Origin of the sequence: Streptomyces sp. NPDC002790 (assembly GCF_040295505.1) — a bacterium.
GTDB lineage: Bacteria > Actinomycetota > Actinomycetes > Streptomycetales > Streptomycetaceae > Streptomyces.
In genome coordinates this window covers 1-16,195 of record NZ_JBEOVM010000132.1, presented here as the reverse complement: position 1 = coordinate 16,195, position 16,195 = coordinate 1, and the positions used below count along the sequence as shown (strand labels likewise).

The following is a 16,195-nucleotide window of genomic DNA, read 5'->3' as shown; positions in this document are numbered from 1 at the left end:
TTCCCTTCGTGTTGCTGTGTTTCCGCTAAATTATCCCCGACGGCGCGGCCGCCCAGCCCGCACTCGCCACCATCCCGGTTCACCGGCGCCGCGGCCCCCCCCCGGGGGGGGGGCCCCCCGGCCCTTTTCCGTGCCTGTTCCCAACGCTTCGGGGCACTCGTCGGCCAGAGACCTTCACCACACGTATAAGGATCTGTGCCCTCTGTGAAGCATGCGGCACATGGGCGTGAAAGTGCAGGTGGGAGAGGTGCGGGCCGTTGATCCCGCTACGTACGGTCGCTTCTCCGTCCCAGAATGCGCACACGTGTTTGTGCAACCCTTCTCTGCGGTCCGCCGTCACACCGAGTGAACGAAGAAGCGGACCGAAGGACCAGAAGCAGACGAACCTGCGAGGAGTTATGCCGGACCGTGACAGCAAGCCCGGGCGCCACCGCGGCGCCAAGGGCAGCCGCCGCAAGCCGCGCAGCGCGCGCAGCAAAGCGCTGCGCATCGCGGCGTGGAGCGCCGCGGGCGTCGTCGTCCTCGGTGGAACCGGCCTGGGGTACGTCTACTTCCAGCTCAACGGCAACATCAAGAGCGTCGACATCGACTCGCAGTTGGGCACCGACCGTCCGCAGGACGTGGACAACGGTTCCGAGGACATCCTCGTCCTCGGCTCCGACACCCGGGCCGGCGACAACGAGAAGGTCGGCGGCGGCGCCGACGAGGGCTCGGCGCGCTCGGACACCGCGATGGTCGTCCACGTGTACAAGGGCCACAAGCGGGCCAGCGTCGTCTCCATCCCCCGGGACACCCTCGTCGAGCGGCCCTCGTGCACCGACAAGAGCGGCAACGAGTACCCGGCGCAGAGCGAGGCCATGTTCAACTCCGCGTACTCGACGGGCGGCGCGGCCTGCGCGGTGAAGACCGTCGAGTCCATGAGCGGAATCCGCATGGACCACTACGTCGAGGTCGACTTCAGCGGCTTCCAGAAGCTGATCGACGACCTCGGGGGCGTCAAGGTCACCACCACGAAGGCGATCGACGACCCCGACAGCCACCTGAACCTCGGCGCGGGCACGCACACGCTCAGCGGCGAGCAGTCGCTCGGCCTCGTCCGCACCCGGCACGGCGTCGGCGACGGCAGCGACCTGGGGCGCATCCAGCTCCAGCAGGCGTTCATGAAGGCCCTGATGGACCAGATCAAGAGCGTCGGCGTCTTCACCAGCCCGAGCAAGCTGTACGCACTCGCGAACACCGCCACGAAGACGGTGACCACGGACTCGCAGCTGGCCTCGGTCAAGGACCTGACCTCGTTCGCGAGCGGCCTCAAGGGCATCGGCTCCGGCGACATGAACATGGTGACGCTGCCGGTGCGGTACGACCCGAACGACGCCAACCGCGTGCTCCTGGACGACAGCAACGCGAACAAGGTCTGGAAGGCCCTCGAGGCCGACAAGACCATCCCGAAGTCGGCCACGAAGGACTCCGCCAAGGGCTCCGCCGACAGCGTCGTGAAGTAGCCCGGACCCCAACGACAGAACCTCGGGAAGGGCCGGGAATACTTCCGGGCCCTTCTCGGTTTTGGGGGATACGGCCAGTCCTGGCAGACTGGTACGTCGGCCCCGGTTCACGCTCCCGCATCCCGCGTCAGCGACCCGGAGCCCTCCATGAACCTAGGAGACACCTTGAAGCGCGACATTCACCCCGAGTACGTCGAGACGCAGGTCTCTTGCACCTGTGGCGCGTCGTTCACCACTCACAGCACGATCTCGTCCGGCACCGTCCGTGCCGAGGTCTGCTCCGAGTGCCACCCGTTCTACACGGGCAAGCAGAAGATCCTCGACACCGGTGGCCGTGTGGCCCGCTTCGAGGCCCGCTTCGGCAAGTCTGCGGCTGCCAACAAGTAGCGAAGCTCCAGCGCCGGTCCACGGTGCCCCTGTTTTTCGCGGGGGCACCGGGACCGGCGCTTTGCAGTGCAGCCCCCGGGATCCGGGGGCATCCCGGAATGACACAGCACCCCCGTAACTGCAGGAGCCGGAGATGTTCGAGGCCGTCGAGGAACTGATCGGTGAGCACGCCGATCTGGAACAGAAGCTCGCGGACCCCTCGGTCCACGCCGACCAGGCGAACGCGCGCAAGCTCAACAAGCGTTACGCTGAGCTGACCCCGATCGTCACCACGTACCGCTCCTGGAAGCAGACCGGGGACGACGTCGAGACGGCGAAGGAATTCGCCGCCGACGACCCGGACTTCGCGGCCGAGGTCAAGGACCTCGAGCAGCAGCGCGAGGAGATCACCGAGAAGCTGCGGCTCCTCCTGGTCCCGCGCGACCCGTCCGACGACAAGGACGTGATCCTCGAGGTCAAGGCCGGCGCCGGCGGTGACGAGTCCGCGCTGTTCGCGGGCGACCTGCTGCGCATGTACCTGCGCTACGCGGAGCGCGTCGGCTGGAAGACCGAGATCATCGACGCCACCGAGTCCGAGCTCGGCGGCTACAAGGACGTCCAGGTCGCCGTGAAGACCAAGGGCGGCAACGGCGCGACCGAGCCCGGCCAGGGCGTCTGGGCCCGCCTGAAGTACGAGGGCGGCGTGCACCGCGTGCAGCGTGTGCCGTCCACCGAGTCGCAGGGCCGCATCCACACCTCCGCCGCAGGCGTGCTGGTCACGCCCGAGGCCGAGGAGGTCGACGTCGAGATCCACGCGAACGATCTGCGCATCGACGTGTACCGCTCATCGGGCCCCGGCGGGCAGTCCGTCAACACGACCGACTCCGCCGTCCGGATCACGCACATCCCCACCGGCGTCGTGGCTTCCTGCCAGAACGAGAAGTCCCAGCTGCAGAACAAGGAGCAGGCGATGCGTATCCTGCGCTCCAGGCTCCTCGCAGCGGCGCAGGAGGAAGCGGAGAAGAACGCCGCCGACGCCCGCCGCAGCCAGGTCCGCACCGTCGACCGCTCCGAGAAGATCCGTACGTACAACTTCCCGGAGAACCGCATCTCGGACCACCGCGTCGGCTTCAAGGCCTACAACTTGGACCAGGTGCTCGACGGCGAGCTCGACCCCGTGATCCAGGCGTGCGTCGACGCGGACTCGGCCGCCAAGCTCGCCGCCGCGTAGAACCGCACCGCCCGCCCCGTACGACAGCTCAGCCCGGAGGATCAGCGTGCAGCAACATTTTGGGGGGCGACCCCCGAACCCCCGCAGCGTGCTGCTCGCGGAAGTGGCCCAGGCCACCCAGCGGCTCGCCGACGCCGGCGTGCCCTCGCCGCGCAATGACGCGGAGGAGCTCGCGGCCTACGTGCACGGCGTCAAGCGGGGCGAGCTGCACACCGTCAAGGACGTGGACTTCGACGCCCGGTTCTGGGAGGCGACCGCGCGCCGCGAGGCCCGCGAGCCGCTCCAGCACATCACCGGACACGCCTACTTCCGCTATCTGGAGCTCCAGGTCGGCCCCGGGGTCTTCGTGCCGCGCCCGGAGACCGAGTCGGTCGTCGGCTGGGCCATAGACGCCGTCCGCGCGATGGATGTCGTCGAACCGCTGATCGTCGACCTCTGCTCCGGCTCCGGCGCCATCGCGCTCGCGCTCGCCCAGGAGGTGCCGCGCTCGCGCGTGCACGCCGTGGAGCTGTCCGAGGACGCGCTCAAATGGACACGCAAGAACGTCGCGGGGTCCAGGGTCGACCTGCGCCAGGGCGACGCCCTGGAGGCCTTCCCCGACCTCGACGGCCAGGTCGACCTCGTCATCTCCAACCCGCCGTACATCCCGCTCACCGAGTGGGAGTACGTCGCCCCCGAGGCCCGCGACCACGACCCGGAACTGGCCCTGTTCTCCGGCGAGGACGGGCTCGACCTGATCCGTGGGATAGAGCGCACCGCCCACCGTCTGCTGCGCCCGGGCGGCATCGTGGTCATCGAGCACGCGGACACACAGGGCGGCCAGGTGCCGTGGATCTTCACCGAGGAGCGGGGCTGGGCGGACGCCGCCGACCACCCCGACCTCAACAACCGCCCGAGGTTCGCGACCGCCCGCAAGGCACTGCCGTGACCGACGCGTTGTCCTTCGAGTTTGACGAGTCCGAGCGATCCGCAGAGCAGCACACCGAGCAGGAGGCCCGCTAGATGGCACGGCGTTACGACACCAATGACGCAGTGGACCGCGCCACCGGCCTGCGTGAAGCCGCCTCGGCAGTCCGCCGCGGCGAGCTGGTCGTGCTGCCCACCGACACCGTGTACGGCATCGGTGCCGACGCCTTCACGCCCGAGGCGGTCGGTGACCTCCTGGAGGCGAAGGGCCGCGGGCGCAACATGCCGACGCCGGTGGTCATCCCGTCGCCGAACACGCTGCACGGGCTCGTCACGGACTTCTCGGAGATGGCCTGGGAACTGGTCGACGCGTTCTGGCCGGGCGGCCTGACCCTCGTCGCCAAGCAGCAGCCGTCGCTGCAGTGGGACCTCGGCAGCACCCGCGGCACCGTCGCGGTCCGCATGCCGCTGCACCCCGTCGCCATCGAACTGCTCACCGAGGTCGGCCCGATGGCGCTCTCCTCCGCGAACCTGACAGGACACCCGGCCCCCGAGGACTGCGACGCCGCGCAGGAGATGCTCGGCGACTCCGTCTCCGTCTACCTCGACGGGGGGCCGACGCCAGGCAACATCCCGTCATCCATCGTCGACGTCACCGGCAAGATCCCGGTCCTGCTGCGCGAGGGCGCGCTGACCGCGGACGAGCTGCGCAAGGTCGTACCCGACCTCGAGGTGGCGAATTGACAGCCCCTGAGACGGGGCGTGGCATAGGCAACGGGTACGTACGCACGCCGGCCCTCCCCGGCGACACCTTCCGCATCCTCCACGTCAGCACCGGCAATGTGTGCCGCTCGCCGATCACCGAGCGGCTGACCCGGCATGCCCTCGCGGACCGGCTCGGCGCGCCGCTCGCCGGCGGGCTCGTCGTGGAGAGCGCGGGCACCTGGGGCCATGAGGGCGCGCCCATGGAGGCCAATGCGGAAACGGTCCTGGCGGACTTCGGGGCGGATGCCTCCGGCTTTGTGGGCCGTGAGCTCCTCGACGACCACGTCATAAGGGCCGACCTGGTCCTGACCGCGACCCGCGACCACCGGGCGCAGGTCATCTCCATGGGCCACAGCGCGGGTCTGCGGACGTTCACGCTGAAGGAGTTCACGCGGCTCGTGCAGGCCATAGATCCGGCCACGCTGCCGGATCCGATCGAGTCCGGTGTGGTCGAGCGGGCCCGTTCGTTGGTGCGGGCTGCGGCGGCTCTACGCGGGTGGCTTCTCGCTCCGTCGGTCGAAGCGGACGAGGTCTACGACCCGTACGGCGCACCCCTCCCGTTCTTCCAGTCCGTCGGCGGCGAAATCAACGAGGCCCTGGCCCCGGTCGTCACGGCCCTGACAGGCATCACGAAGTAGCTCCTCAAACGCCGGAGTGGCTGAGCTTGGGGCTCTGCCCCATACCCCGCTGGCTCTCGTCACAAGAGCGGGGGCTTGAAATGCCCACCCGTCGCAGGGCATTCCATATTGCCCCCGCGGCGGGTGAGCAAATTTAAGCCCCGCTCTTGTGACGAGAGCCAGCGGGGTCCGGGGCGGAGCCCCGATCTTTCAGCCCCGCCGGCGTTTGAGGCGCGGGGTCCGGGGCGGAGCCCCGTGGCGTCAGCACGGGCGGGCGCAACCGGGCGGATCTACATTGGAAGGCACCTACCCGCCCCACGCGAGGCCCGGAGCCGACGATGCCGGTCACCACAGAACCCGCAGCCCTGGCGGAGCTACAACGTCAGGACCCCGAACTGGCCGAAGTCCTCCTCGCGGAGACCGCCCGCCAGTCGGACTCCCTCCAGCTCATCGCCGCCGAGAACTTCGCCTCGCCCGCAGTCCTCGCCGCCCTCGGCTCCCCGCTCGCCAACAAGTACGCGGAGGGCTACCCCGGCGCCCGCCACCACGGCGGCTGCGAACTCGTCGACGTCGCCGAACGCCTCGCGATCGACCGCGCCAAGGCCCTCTTCGGCGCCGAACACGTCAACGTACAGGCGCACAGCGGCTCTTCGGCCGTGCTCGCCGCGTACGCCGTACTGCTGAAGCCCGGCGACACCGTCCTCGCGATGGGCCTGCCGTCCGGCGGCCACCTCACGCACGGCTCACCGGCCAACTTCTCCGGCCGCTGGTTCGACTTCGTCCCGTACGGCGTCGACGCGGAGAGCGGGCTCATCGACTACGAGCAGGTCCGCGCGGCGGCCCGTGCCCACCGCCCGAAGGCCATCGTGTGCGGCTCGATCTCGTACCCCCGGCACATCGACTACGCCGCCTTCCGGGAGATCGCCGACGACGTGGGCGCCCACCTCATCGCCGACGCCGCGCACCCCATCGGCCTCGTCGCCGGGGGAGCGGCCCCGAACCCGGTCCCGTACGCCGACATCGTCTGCGCCACCACGCACAAGGTGCTCCGCGGACCGCGCGGCGGCATGCTGCTGTGCGCGGCCGAGCTGGCCGACCGTGTCGACCGGGCCGTCTTCCCCTTCACCCAGGGCGGCGCCCAGATGCACACGATCGCCGCGAAGGCCGTCGCGTTCGGCGAGGCGGCGTGGCCGGGCTTCACCGCGTACGCCCACCAGGTCGTGGCCAACGCGCGGCTGCTCGCGGGCGCGCTGGCGGCGGAGGGCTTCGGCGTCACCACCGGCGGCACCGACACCCACCTGCTGACCGTGGACCCGGCCCCGCTCGGCGTCGCGGGCACGGTGGCGCGTGGCCGGCTCGCCTCCGCGGGCATGATCCTCGACACATGCGCGCTGCCTCGCTGCGGAGCGGGCGATGTCACCGCCGACGGCGGCCGCGGCCTGCGCCTCGGCACCGCCGCCGTCACCACACAGGGCATGGGCGGAGGCGAGATGGCCCGCGTCGCGGTGCTCCTGTCGGGTGTCGTACGGGGCGTTCTCGACACCCGTACGGTCCGCGAAGAGGTGCGTGAACTGGCTGGAAGGTTCCCCCCGTACCCCGCCGAGAACGGGGTAGGCGCACTCTGAGACACCCCTTGCGCCGCACCAGTGCGTCTCTGGAACCGTCAGCCGTGCAACCATCGTCGCTACCCGGAAGTCCCCAACCCTAAGCACGCGAGACTAGGGTGTGGGGCTGAGATGGCCAGCGATACCTGTGGGGAAGCCCGTGCGTGAATACCTGCTGACGCTCTGCATCACGGCCGCGGTGACCTATCTGCTCACAGGCCCGGTGCGGAAGTTCGCGATCGTGGCCGGCGCCATGCCGGAAATCCGTGCGCGTGACGTGCACCGGGAACCCACGCCGCGGCTCGGCGGTATCGCCATGTTCTTCGGCCTGTGTGCGGGCCTGCTCGTCGCCGACCACCTCACCAACCTGGACAAGGTCTTCGAGTCCTCGAACGAACCGCGCGCGCTGCTCTCCGGCGCCGCGCTGATCTGGCTGATCGGCGTTCTGGACGACAAGTTCGAGATCGACGCCCTGATCAAGCTCGGCGGCCAGATGATCGCCGCGGGCGTGATGGTCATGCAGGGTCTGACGATCCTGTGGCTCCCGATCCCCGGCGTGGGGACGGTGTCCCTCACCCAGTGGCAGGGCACGCTGCTCACCGTCGCGCTCGTCGTCATCACCATCAACGCGGTGAACTTCGTCGACGGCCTCGACGGCCTCGCCGCGGGCATGGTGTGCATCGCCGCCGCCGCGTTCTTCCTGTACGCGTACCGGATCTGGTACGGCTACGGCATCGAGTCCGCGGCCCCGGCCACGCTGTTCGCGGCGATCCTGATGGGCATGTGTCTGGGCTTCCTGCCGCACAACATCCATCCGGCCAGAATCTTCATGGGCGACTCGGGCTCCATGCTCATCGGCCTCGTCCTCGCGGCCGGCGCCATCTCCATCACGGGGCAGGTCGACCCGGACGCCCTCAAGTTGAACCTCGGCGGTTCCACGCGTGACACCACGCACGCGATGCTCCCCGTCTTCCTGCCGCTGCTGATGCCGCTGACGATCATCGCGATCCCGTTCGCCGACCTCGTCCTCGCGATCGTGCGCCGCACCTGGAACGGGCAGTCGCCGTTCGCCGCGGACCGCGGGCATCTGCACCACCGGCTCCTGGAGATCGGCCACTCGCACTCCCGCGCGGTGCTGATCATGTACTTCTGGTCGGGCCTCATCGCCTTCGGCGCGGTCGCCTACTCGGTGCACTCCGCGTCCGGGATGTGGGTCGTGCTCGCCATCGTCGCCCTGAGCTTCGTCGGGCTCGTCATGCTGCTGCTGCCGCGCTTCACGCCGCACGCGCCGCGCTGGGCCCAGCACTTGGTGCCGCCGCGCTATCGGCGAGCGGCCGGGGCCGCGGAAGGGGACGGGGCGACAGAGGGTTCCGAGGGCGAATCGGCCCGCGACCCGATCCCCGCGGGCGTCAACGGAGCGACGGCGATCGGTGGCCGTTCGCGCTTCACGGATCGGCGTAAGGCGGGAACGCCCCGTTGACCCGGGCATCCAAGAGTCCGAAATGAGCCCAATACCAGACATGTTGGTCTCGCGCCCGCACAGACGCGCAGGATCCCCCTCACGTGTGACGGTTGGCACACCTTCTAGGTAAAGACCGCATCAAATAGTTTGTGATACCGTTCACGAAGCCGGGGACAGGGCCGAAAGGCCATAAGGCGAAGGTCATTTGGCCCGAATCGACCCATCGGATCCCGGACTACGCTCGTCCATGACGACACCCTGCCCCCTTCAGTAAGCGGAGTTGCCGCCATGCCCTCCAATGACGCACGGACCCTTCTTCAAGCCGTCGTACCCACCGCCGCCGCGGGCGTGATTGCCGCGGTGATCAGTGGTGTGGTTGCGGGTGGCAAGGGGGCCATCGGTGCGCTGGTGGGTGCGCTGGTCGTCATCGTCTTCATGGGCCTCGGGCAGGTCGTGCTGATCCGCACGGCAAAATCGCTTCCGCAGCTGTTCCAGGCGATGGGGCTGATGCTCTACGTCGCCCAGCTGCTGCTGCTCCTGATCTTCGTGGCCATTTTCAAGGACACGACTCTCTTCAATCCCAAGACCTTTGCCATCGTGCTGATCGTTTCGACGGTCGTGTGGATGGCCGCACAGGCTCGTGCGCACATGAAGGCCAAGATTTTCTATATCGATCCCGAAGCGGCGCCCGGCTCCAAGGGGACCGGGACCAGCGAGAAGGCCGAAAAGACCGGGTCGTCGTCGTGAGAGGTAGGGCCGGGATAAGCGTCCGTTCGGCGGGCTGCTATCGTCCGGTGCCAACTGCGGCATCGCCGGCGCGGGCACGAGAGCTGACGCCTGCACGATCGCGAGGCTCACTGCCTGCCCGCCGCCCCCACGCCCGAATCACCAGACCGGTGCCGATCCGCGGCTGCGCGCCGCACCGACACAACGAGGTTGCCGTACTTATGCGTCACGCCGAAGGAGCCCGCGGTGAGTGCTGACACGACCCAGCTCGCCTTTGACTGGAGCTGTCGGATCATGTCCGACAACGGATGCGGCTTCCCGGCGCCGGGCCTGCACTCCTTCCTGTTCGAACCGATTGCCGACTTCGGCTGGTTCTATTTCAACAAGGTGATGCTGCTCGCCCTCATCACCACGGTCGTCATCTGCTGGTTCTTCTACGTCGCGTTCGGCCGCTCGAAGGTCGTGCCCGGGAAGATCCAGATGATCGGTGAGGCCGGCTACGACTTCGTCCGCCGCACCATCGTCTACGAGACGCTGGGCAAGAAGGAGGGCGAGAAGTACGTACCGATCATGGTCTCGCTGTTCTTCTTCATCTGGATCATGAACGTCTGGTCGGTCGTTCCGCTGGCCCAGTTCCCGGTCGGTTCGATCATCGCCTACCCGATCATCCTCGCGGCGATCGTGTATCTGATCTGGGTGCCGCTCACCTTCAAGCGCCATGGTTTCGTGGGCGGTTGGAAGAACATCACCGGCTACGACAACTCGCTCGGCCCGGTCAAGTGGCTGGTCTCGCTCATCGAGTTCTTCTCGAACCTGCTGGTCCGCCCGTTCACGCACGCGGTGCGACTCTTCGCCAACATGTTCGCCGGTCACCTGATGCTGGTGATGTTCACCGTCGCCTCCTGGTACCTCCTGAACAGCTGGATGATCCCGGCAGCGGGCGTCTCCTTCGTGATGACGATCGCGATGATCCTCTTCGAACTTTTCGTGCAGGCCGTTCAGGCATACGTCTTCGTGCTCCTGGCCTGCTCGTACATTCAGGGCGCTCTCGCCGAGCAGCACTGAGCTCCACCGCCCAACCACCCCAGCTCGTCCGGTGGACAACCCCCACCGGTTCGTAAAGAAAAGGAAGTAACGGCATGTCCGCGTCCATCGAACTCGCCGCTGGCGTCTCCGGCTCCCTCGGTTCCATCGGTTACGGTCTCGCCGCGATCGGCCCCGGCATCGGTGTCGGCATCGTCTTCGGTAACGGCACCCAGGCCCTTGCCCGTCAGCCCGAGGCCGCCGGCCTCATCCGCGCCAACCAGATCCTCGGCTTCGCCTTCTGTGAGGCGCTCGCCCTGATCGGCATCGTCATGCCGTTCGTGTTCGGTATCTGATTTCCATACCTGACACGATTCGACGAAAGGCACTGTTGTGATCGCCAACCTGGTACAGCTGGCGGCCGAGGAAGAGCAGAACCCGCTCCTCCCGCCCGGCCCCGAGCTGCTCATTGGCACCCTTGCCTTCGCCATCGTCTTCTTTGTCTTCGCCAAGAAGCTCCTTCCGCGTATCAACAAGACGCTGGAAGAGCGCCACGCGCAGATCGAAGGCGGTATCGAGAAGGCCGAGGCCGCCCAGACCGAGGCCCAGAGCGTGCTCGAGCAGTACAAGGCTCAGCTCGCCGAGGCCCGGCACGAGGCCGCGCGGCTGCGCCAGGAGGCGCAGGAGCAGGGTGCCTCGCTCATCGCCGAGATGCGTGCGGAAGGCCAGCGGCAGCGTGAGGAGATCATCGCCGCCGGTCACTCGCAGATCGAGGCCGACCGCAAGGCCGCCGCGCAGGCGCTGCGCCAGGACGTGGGCCTGCTGGCCACCGACCTGGCCGGCAAGCTCGTCGGCGAGTCCCTCGAGGACACCGCCCGGCAGTCGCGCACGATCGACCGCTTCCTCGACGAGCTCGAGGAGAAGGCAGAGGCCACGCGATGACCGCCCACGGAGCGACCCGCGAGGCGCTGGCCGCCGCGCGTGAGCGCCTGGACGCGCTGACCGACAGCACGTCGGTCGACGCCAAGGCGCTCGCCGGCGACCTGGCCTCGGTGACCGCGCTGCTGCACCGCGAGGTCAGCCTGCGACGGGTCCTGACCGACCCGGCGCAGCCCGGCGAGGCCAAGGCCGAGCTCGCGGGCCGCCTGCTCGGCGGCCAGGTCGGCGGCGAGTCCGTCGACCTGGTGGCCGGCCTGGTCCGCTCCCGGTGGTCGGCCTCCCGCGACCTGGTCGACTCCCTCGAGGAGCTGGCCAACACCGCGGACCTGACCGCGGCGCAGAAGAACGGTGAACTCGACGACGTCGAGGACGAGCTGTTCCGGTTCGGCCGGATCGTCTCCTCCAACACCGAGCTGCGCGCCGCACTGACCGACAAGACGGCCTCGGCCCAGGCCAAGAGCGGGCTCGTCAAGCAGCTGCTCGACGGTCGGGCCAAGTCCACCACCGAGCGGATCGTCGGGCGTCTTGTGAGCGCGCCGCGTGGACGTAGCCTGGAAGCGGGACTCGAGTCCCTCTCCAAGCTCGCCGCCGAGCGTCGCGAGCGCATGGTGGCCGTCGTCACCACCGCGGTCCCGCTGAGCGACGCGCAGAAGCGGCGCCTGGGTGCGTCCCTGGCGAAGTTCTACGGGCGTCAGATGCACCTGAACCTGGACGTGGACCCCGAGGTCCTCGGCGGGATCAAGGTGCAGGTGGGCGACGAGGTCATCAACGGCTCCATCGCGGACCGCATCGAGGAGGCCGGCCGACGCATGGCCGGCTGAATCGCAACAACCTGAACACGTACGACTACGGCCCTAGTTGGGCCGTGCAGAGGATTCCTGGGGGCCCGCGGCGCAGCCGCAATGGGAACACAGCCCCAGACCCCCCAAGAACACTTCGGGCCCAACAAGGAGAGCAGGGAACCCAGATGGCGGAGCTCACGATCCGGCCGGAGGAGATCCGGGACGCGCTGGAGAACTTTGTCCAGGCGTACAAGCCGGACGCGGCCTCGCGCGAGGAGGTCGGTACGGTCACCCTTGCCGGCGACGGCATCGCGAAGGTCGAGGGTCTCCCCTCGGCCATGGCCAACGAACTGCTGAAGTTCGAGGACGGCACCCTCGGCCTCGCACTCAACCTGGAAGAGCGCGAAATCGGCGCCATCGTCCTGGGCGAGTTCAGCGGCGTCGAGGAGGGGCAGCCGGTCACGCGTACCGGCGAGGTCCTGTCCGTCGGCGTCGGCGAGGGCTACCTGGGTCGCGTCGTCGACCCGCTCGGCGCCCCGATCGACGGCCTCGGCGAGATCGAGACCAGCGGTCGCCGCGCCCTCGAGCTGCAGGCCCCGGGCGTCATGGCCCGTAAGTCGGTGCACGAGCCGATGGAGACCGGCTACAAGGCCGTCGACGCGATGACCCCCGTCGGCCGTGGCCAGCGTCAGCTGGTCATCGGTGACCGCCAGACCGGCAAGACCGCCCTGGCTGTCGACACGATCATCAACCAGCGTGACAACTGGCGCTCCGGCGACCCGAAGAAGCAGGTCCGCTGCGTCTACGTCGCCGTCGGTCAGAAGGGCTCCACCATCGCCTCCGTGCGCGGTGCCCTCGAAGAGGCCGGCGCGCTGGAGTACACGACCATCGTCGCCGCCCCGGCGTCCGACCCGGCCGGCTTCAAGTACCTGGCGCCGTACACCGGCTCGGCCATCGGCCAGCAGTGGATGTACGAGGGCAAGCACGTCCTCATCATCTTCGACGACCTCTCGAAGCAGGCCGACGCCTACCGCGCCGTGTCCCTGCTGCTCCGACGCCCGCCGGGGCGCGAGGCCTACCCGGGTGACGTCTTCTACCTGCACTCGCGTCTGCTCGAGCGCTGCGCGAAGCTCTCGGACGAGCTCGGTGCCGGTTCGATGACGGGTCTGCCGATCGTCGAGACGAAGGCGAATGACGTCTCGGCGTTCATTCCGACCAACGTCATCTCCATCACCGACGGTCAGTGCTTCCTGGAGTCCGACCTCTTCAACGCCGGTCAGCGCCCCGCGCTGAACGTCGGTATCTCGGTCTCCCGTGTGGGCGGTTCCGCCCAGCACAAGGCCATGAAGCAGGTCTCCGGCCGACTGCGTCTGGACCTGGCCCAGTACCGCGAGCTGGAGGCGTTCGCCGCCTTCGGTTCCGACCTGGACGCCGCGTCGAAGGCCCAGCTGGAGCGTGGCCAGCGCCTCGTCGAGCTGCTGAAGCAGGCTCAGTACGAGCCGATGGCCACCGAGGACCAGGTCGTCTCCGTCTGGGCCGGTACCAACGGCAAGATGGACGAGGTGCCGGTCGTCGACATCCGCCGCTTCGAGAAGGAGCTCCTGGAGCACCTGCACCGCAAGGAGCAGGGCCTCATGACCTCCATCAAGGAGGGCGGGAAGATGTCGAACGACACCATCCAGGCCGTCGACGAGGCTGTCGCCGACTTCAAGAAGCAGTTCGAGACCTCGGACGGGAAGCTTCTCGGCGAGGACGCCCCGGCCGCCGCCGGCAAGTGACGACGGAAGGGACCTGACTCATGGGAGCCCAGCTCCGGGTCTACAAGCGTCGCATCCGATCCGTCACCGCGACCAAGAAGATCACCAAGGCGATGGAGATGATCGCCGCCTCGCGTGTCGTCAAGGCACAGCGCAAGGTGGCGGCCTCCACGCCGTACGCGTCCGAACTGACGCGTGCGGTCACGGCGGTGGGGACCGGGTCGAACACAAAGCACCCGCTGACGACCGAGGTGGAGTCGGCGACCCGTACCGCGGTACTGCTGCTCACCAGCGACCGCGGTCTGGCCGGCGCCTTCAACTCGAACGCCATCAAGGCCGCCGAGCTGCTCACCGAGAAGCTCGAGGCCGACGGCAAGGAGGTCGACACGTACATCGTCGGCCGCCGCGGTCTGGCCCACTACAACTTCCGCGAGCGCAAGGTCGTGGAGTCGTGGGCGGGCTTCACCGATGAGCCGACGTACGCGGACGCCAAGAAGGTCGCGGCGCCGCTGATCGAGGCGATCGAGAAGGAGACGGCGGAGGGCGGCGTGGACGAACTCCACATCGTCTACACCGAGTTCGTCTCGATGATGACGCAGACGGCCATCGACGGCCGGCTGCTGCCGCTCAGCCTCGAAGAGGTGGCGGAGGAGTCGAAGGCGTCCGGCAAGGGCGACGAGATCCTTCCGCTGTACGACTTCGAGCCGTCGGCGGAGGACGTCCTCGACGCCCTGCTGCCGCGCTACGTCGAGAGCCGGATCTACAACGCGCTGCTCCAGTCGGCTGCTTCCAAGCACGCCGCCACCCGCCGCGCGATGAAGTCGGCGACCGACAACGCGGGAGACCTGATCAACAACCTCTCCCGCCTTGCCAACGCGGCCCGCCAGGCCGAAATCACCCAGGAAATCAGCGAGATCGTCGGTGGCTCCAGTGCCCTCGCCGACGCGAACGCGGGGAGTGACAAGTAATGACGACCACTGTTGAGACCGCGACGGCCACGGGCCGCGTCGCCCGGGTCATCGGCCCGGTCGTCGACGTGGAGTTCCCCGTCGACGCGATGCCGGACATCTACAACGCCCTGCACGTCGAGGTCAACGACCCGGCGCAGGACGGCGCGAAGAAGACCCTGACGCTCGAGGTCGCTCAGCACCTCGGTGACGGCGTGGTCCGCGCGATCTCCATGCAGCCCACCGACGGCCTGGTCCGCCAGGCCTCCGTCGTCGACACCGGTGCCTCCATCTCGGTGCCGGTCGGCGACTTCACCAAGGGCAAGGTGTTCAACACCCTCGGCGAGGTCCTGAACGTCGACGAGGAGTACACCGGCGAGCGCTGGGGCATCCACCGCAAGGCGCCCAACTTCGACGAGCTCGAGTCGAAGACCGAGATGTTCGAGACCGGCATCAAGGTCGTCGACCTTCTCACCCCGTACGTCAAGGGTGGAAAGATCGGCCTCTTCGGCGGTGCCGGCGTCGGCAAGACGGTGCTCATCCAGGAGATGATCTACCGCGTCGCCAACAACCACGACGGTGTCTCCGTGTTCGCCGGTGTCGGTGAGCGCACGCGTGAGGGCAACGACCTCATCGCGGAGATGGCGGAGTCCGGCGTCATCGACAAGACCGCGTTGGTCTTCGGTCAGATGGACGAGCCGCCGGGCACCCGTCTGCGCGTGGCCCTCGCGGGCCTGACGATGGCGGAGTACTTCCGCGACGTCCAGAAGCAGGATGTTCTCTTCTTCATCGACAACATCTTCCGCTTCACGCAGGCCGGTTCCGAGGTCTCGACCCTGCTGGGTCGCATGCCCTCGGCCGTGGGTTACCAGCCGACCCTGGCCGACGAGATGGGTCTCCTCCAGGAGCGCATCACGTCGACCCGTGGTCACTCGATCACGTCCATGCAGGCCATTTACGTGCCCGCGGACGACCTGACCGACCCGGCCCCGGCGACGACCTTCGCCCACCTCGACGCGACGACGGTGCTTTCCCGTCCGATCTCCGAGAAGGGCATCTACCCGGCCGTGGACCCGCTGGACTCGACGTCCCGCATCCTGGACCCCCGCTACATCGCGGCGGACCACTACAACACGGCCATGCGCGTCAAGACGGTCCTCCAGAAGTACAAGGACCTTCAGGACATCATCGCGATCCTCGGTATCGACGAGCTCGGCGAGGAGGACAAGCTCACTGTCCACCGCGCCCGTCGCGTGGAGCGCTTCCTGTCGCAGAACACCCACGTCGCCAAGCAGTTCACCGGCGTCGACGGGTCGGACGTGCCGCTGGACGAGACGATCGTGGCCTTCAACGCGATCATCGACGGCGATTACGACCACTTCCCGGAGCAGGCGTTCTTCCTGTGCGGTGGCATTGAGGACCTCAAGGCCAACGCCAAGGAGCTCGGCGTCTCCTGAGCTGTGCAGCTCTGGGGGAGGGAGGGCCGGGGGTATGTGCCCGGCCGCCCCCCCCCCCCCCCAGTAATTTTTAACAAAACCCCCCGCCGGTGGCCGCGGGGGGGGGGCCCC

Annotated in this window: 16 protein-coding genes; all 16 read left to right on the top strand. The window is 68.2% G+C overall.

Annotated features, from left to right (window positions below):
• Window positions 1-398: 398 nt before the first annotated feature.
• Complete coding sequence (locus tag ABT004_RS32425; protein WP_351343959.1) at window positions 399-1,502, top strand: LCP family protein; 1,104 nt, start codon at window positions 399-401, stop codon at window positions 1,500-1,502.
• A 165-nt stretch (window positions 1,503-1,667) separates the two neighbouring features.
• Window positions 1,668-1,889, top strand: a complete 222-nt coding sequence (rpmE, locus tag ABT004_RS32420; RefSeq protein WP_351343955.1) for a 50S ribosomal protein L31 — start codon at window positions 1,668-1,670, stop codon at window positions 1,887-1,889.
• A gap of 133 nt (window positions 1,890-2,022) precedes the next feature.
• A complete protein-coding gene (prfA, locus tag ABT004_RS32415) occupies window positions 2,023-3,099 on the top strand; it encodes a peptide chain release factor 1 (RefSeq protein WP_351343952.1) in 1,077 nt (358 codons plus the stop codon).
• 88 nt (window positions 3,100-3,187) lie between these two features.
• Complete coding sequence (gene prmC, locus ABT004_RS32410; RefSeq protein ID WP_351343949.1) at window positions 3,188-4,027, top strand: peptide chain release factor N(5)-glutamine methyltransferase; 840 nt, start codon at window positions 3,188-3,190, stop codon at window positions 4,025-4,027.
• A 74-nt stretch (window positions 4,028-4,101) separates the two neighbouring features.
• Window positions 4,102-4,749: an L-threonylcarbamoyladenylate synthase gene (locus ABT004_RS32405; RefSeq protein ID WP_351343946.1), complete on the top strand. Its 648-nt coding sequence runs from the start codon at window positions 4,102-4,104 to the stop codon at window positions 4,747-4,749.
• The gene (locus ABT004_RS32400) at window positions 4,746-5,408 is read left to right on the top strand and encodes an arsenate reductase/protein-tyrosine-phosphatase family protein (RefSeq protein WP_351343943.1); all 663 of its coding nucleotides are present in this window, start codon (window positions 4,746-4,748) and stop codon (window positions 5,406-5,408) included. The genes ABT004_RS32405 and ABT004_RS32400 overlap by 4 nt, the downstream gene beginning before the upstream one ends.
• 317 nt (window positions 5,409-5,725) lie before the next feature.
• A complete protein-coding gene (glyA, locus tag ABT004_RS32395) occupies window positions 5,726-7,012 on the top strand; it encodes a serine hydroxymethyltransferase (protein WP_351343940.1) in 1,287 nt (428 codons plus the stop codon).
• A gap of 139 nt (window positions 7,013-7,151) precedes the next feature.
• A complete protein-coding gene (locus ABT004_RS32390; protein WP_351343937.1) occupies window positions 7,152-8,471 on the top strand; it encodes an MraY family glycosyltransferase in 1,320 nt (439 codons plus the stop codon).
• A 270-nt stretch (window positions 8,472-8,741) separates the two neighbouring features.
• Complete coding sequence (locus tag ABT004_RS32385; protein ID WP_351343934.1) at window positions 8,742-9,200, top strand: Cg1360 family ATP-synthase-associated protein; 459 nt, start codon at window positions 8,742-8,744, stop codon at window positions 9,198-9,200.
• Window positions 9,201-9,425: 225 nt separating this feature from the next.
• A complete protein-coding gene (gene atpB / locus ABT004_RS32380; RefSeq protein WP_502966978.1) occupies window positions 9,426-10,244 on the top strand; it encodes a F0F1 ATP synthase subunit A in 819 nt (272 codons plus the stop codon).
• Between the two features lie 74 nt (window positions 10,245-10,318).
• Complete coding sequence (atpE, locus tag ABT004_RS32375) at window positions 10,319-10,558, top strand: ATP synthase F0 subunit C (protein ID WP_266714117.1); 240 nt, start codon at window positions 10,319-10,321, stop codon at window positions 10,556-10,558.
• Between the two features lie 37 nt (window positions 10,559-10,595).
• The gene (locus tag ABT004_RS32370) at window positions 10,596-11,144 is read left to right on the top strand and encodes a F0F1 ATP synthase subunit B (protein ID WP_351343931.1); all 549 of its coding nucleotides are present in this window, start codon (window positions 10,596-10,598) and stop codon (window positions 11,142-11,144) included.
• Window positions 11,141-11,962, top strand: a complete 822-nt coding sequence (locus ABT004_RS32365) for a F0F1 ATP synthase subunit delta (protein WP_351343928.1) — start codon at window positions 11,141-11,143, stop codon at window positions 11,960-11,962. The genes ABT004_RS32370 and ABT004_RS32365 overlap by 4 nt, the downstream gene beginning before the upstream one ends.
• 146 nt (window positions 11,963-12,108) lie before the next feature.
• Entirely contained in the window at window positions 12,109-13,701 is a 1,593-nt protein-coding gene (gene atpA / locus ABT004_RS32360) for a F0F1 ATP synthase subunit alpha (RefSeq protein ID WP_351343925.1), read from the top strand.
• A gap of 20 nt (window positions 13,702-13,721) precedes the next feature.
• A complete protein-coding gene (locus tag ABT004_RS32355; protein ID WP_351343922.1) occupies window positions 13,722-14,648 on the top strand; it encodes a F0F1 ATP synthase subunit gamma in 927 nt (308 codons plus the stop codon).
• Window positions 14,648-16,084 carry a F0F1 ATP synthase subunit beta gene (atpD, locus tag ABT004_RS32350; RefSeq protein WP_351343919.1) on the top strand — a complete coding sequence of 479 codons (1,437 nt, stop codon included), beginning with the start codon at window positions 14,648-14,650 and terminating at the stop codon, window positions 16,082-16,084. Before ABT004_RS32355 ends, atpD begins: the two co-directional genes overlap by 1 nt.
• Window positions 16,085-16,195: the final 111 nt, after the last annotated feature.

Bases quoted from the DNA above. Each gene is read 5' to 3' on its own strand.
- ABT004_RS32385 (WP_351343934.1), top strand. From the start codon at position 8,742: ATGCCCTCCAATGACGCACGGACCCTTCTTCAAGCCGTCGTACCCACC.
- atpD (WP_351343919.1), top strand. From the start codon at position 14,648: ATGACGACCACTGTTGAGACCGCGACGGCCACGGGCCGCGTCGCCCGG.
- ABT004_RS32405 (WP_351343946.1), top strand. From the start codon at position 4,102: ATGGCACGGCGTTACGACACCAATGACGCAGTGGACCGCGCCACCGGC.
- ABT004_RS32355 (WP_351343922.1), top strand. From the start codon at position 13,722: ATGGGAGCCCAGCTCCGGGTCTACAAGCGTCGCATCCGATCCGTCACC.
- atpA (WP_351343925.1), top strand. From the start codon at position 12,109: ATGGCGGAGCTCACGATCCGGCCGGAGGAGATCCGGGACGCGCTGGAG.
- glyA (WP_351343940.1), top strand. From the start codon at position 5,726: ATGCCGGTCACCACAGAACCCGCAGCCCTGGCGGAGCTACAACGTCAG.
- ABT004_RS32425 (WP_351343959.1), top strand. From the start codon at position 399: ATGCCGGACCGTGACAGCAAGCCCGGGCGCCACCGCGGCGCCAAGGGC.
- ABT004_RS32365 (WP_351343928.1), top strand. From the start codon at position 11,141: ATGACCGCCCACGGAGCGACCCGCGAGGCGCTGGCCGCCGCGCGTGAG.
- atpE (WP_266714117.1), top strand. From the start codon at position 10,319: ATGTCCGCGTCCATCGAACTCGCCGCTGGCGTCTCCGGCTCCCTCGGT.
- prfA (WP_351343952.1), top strand. From the start codon at position 2,023: ATGTTCGAGGCCGTCGAGGAACTGATCGGTGAGCACGCCGATCTGGAA.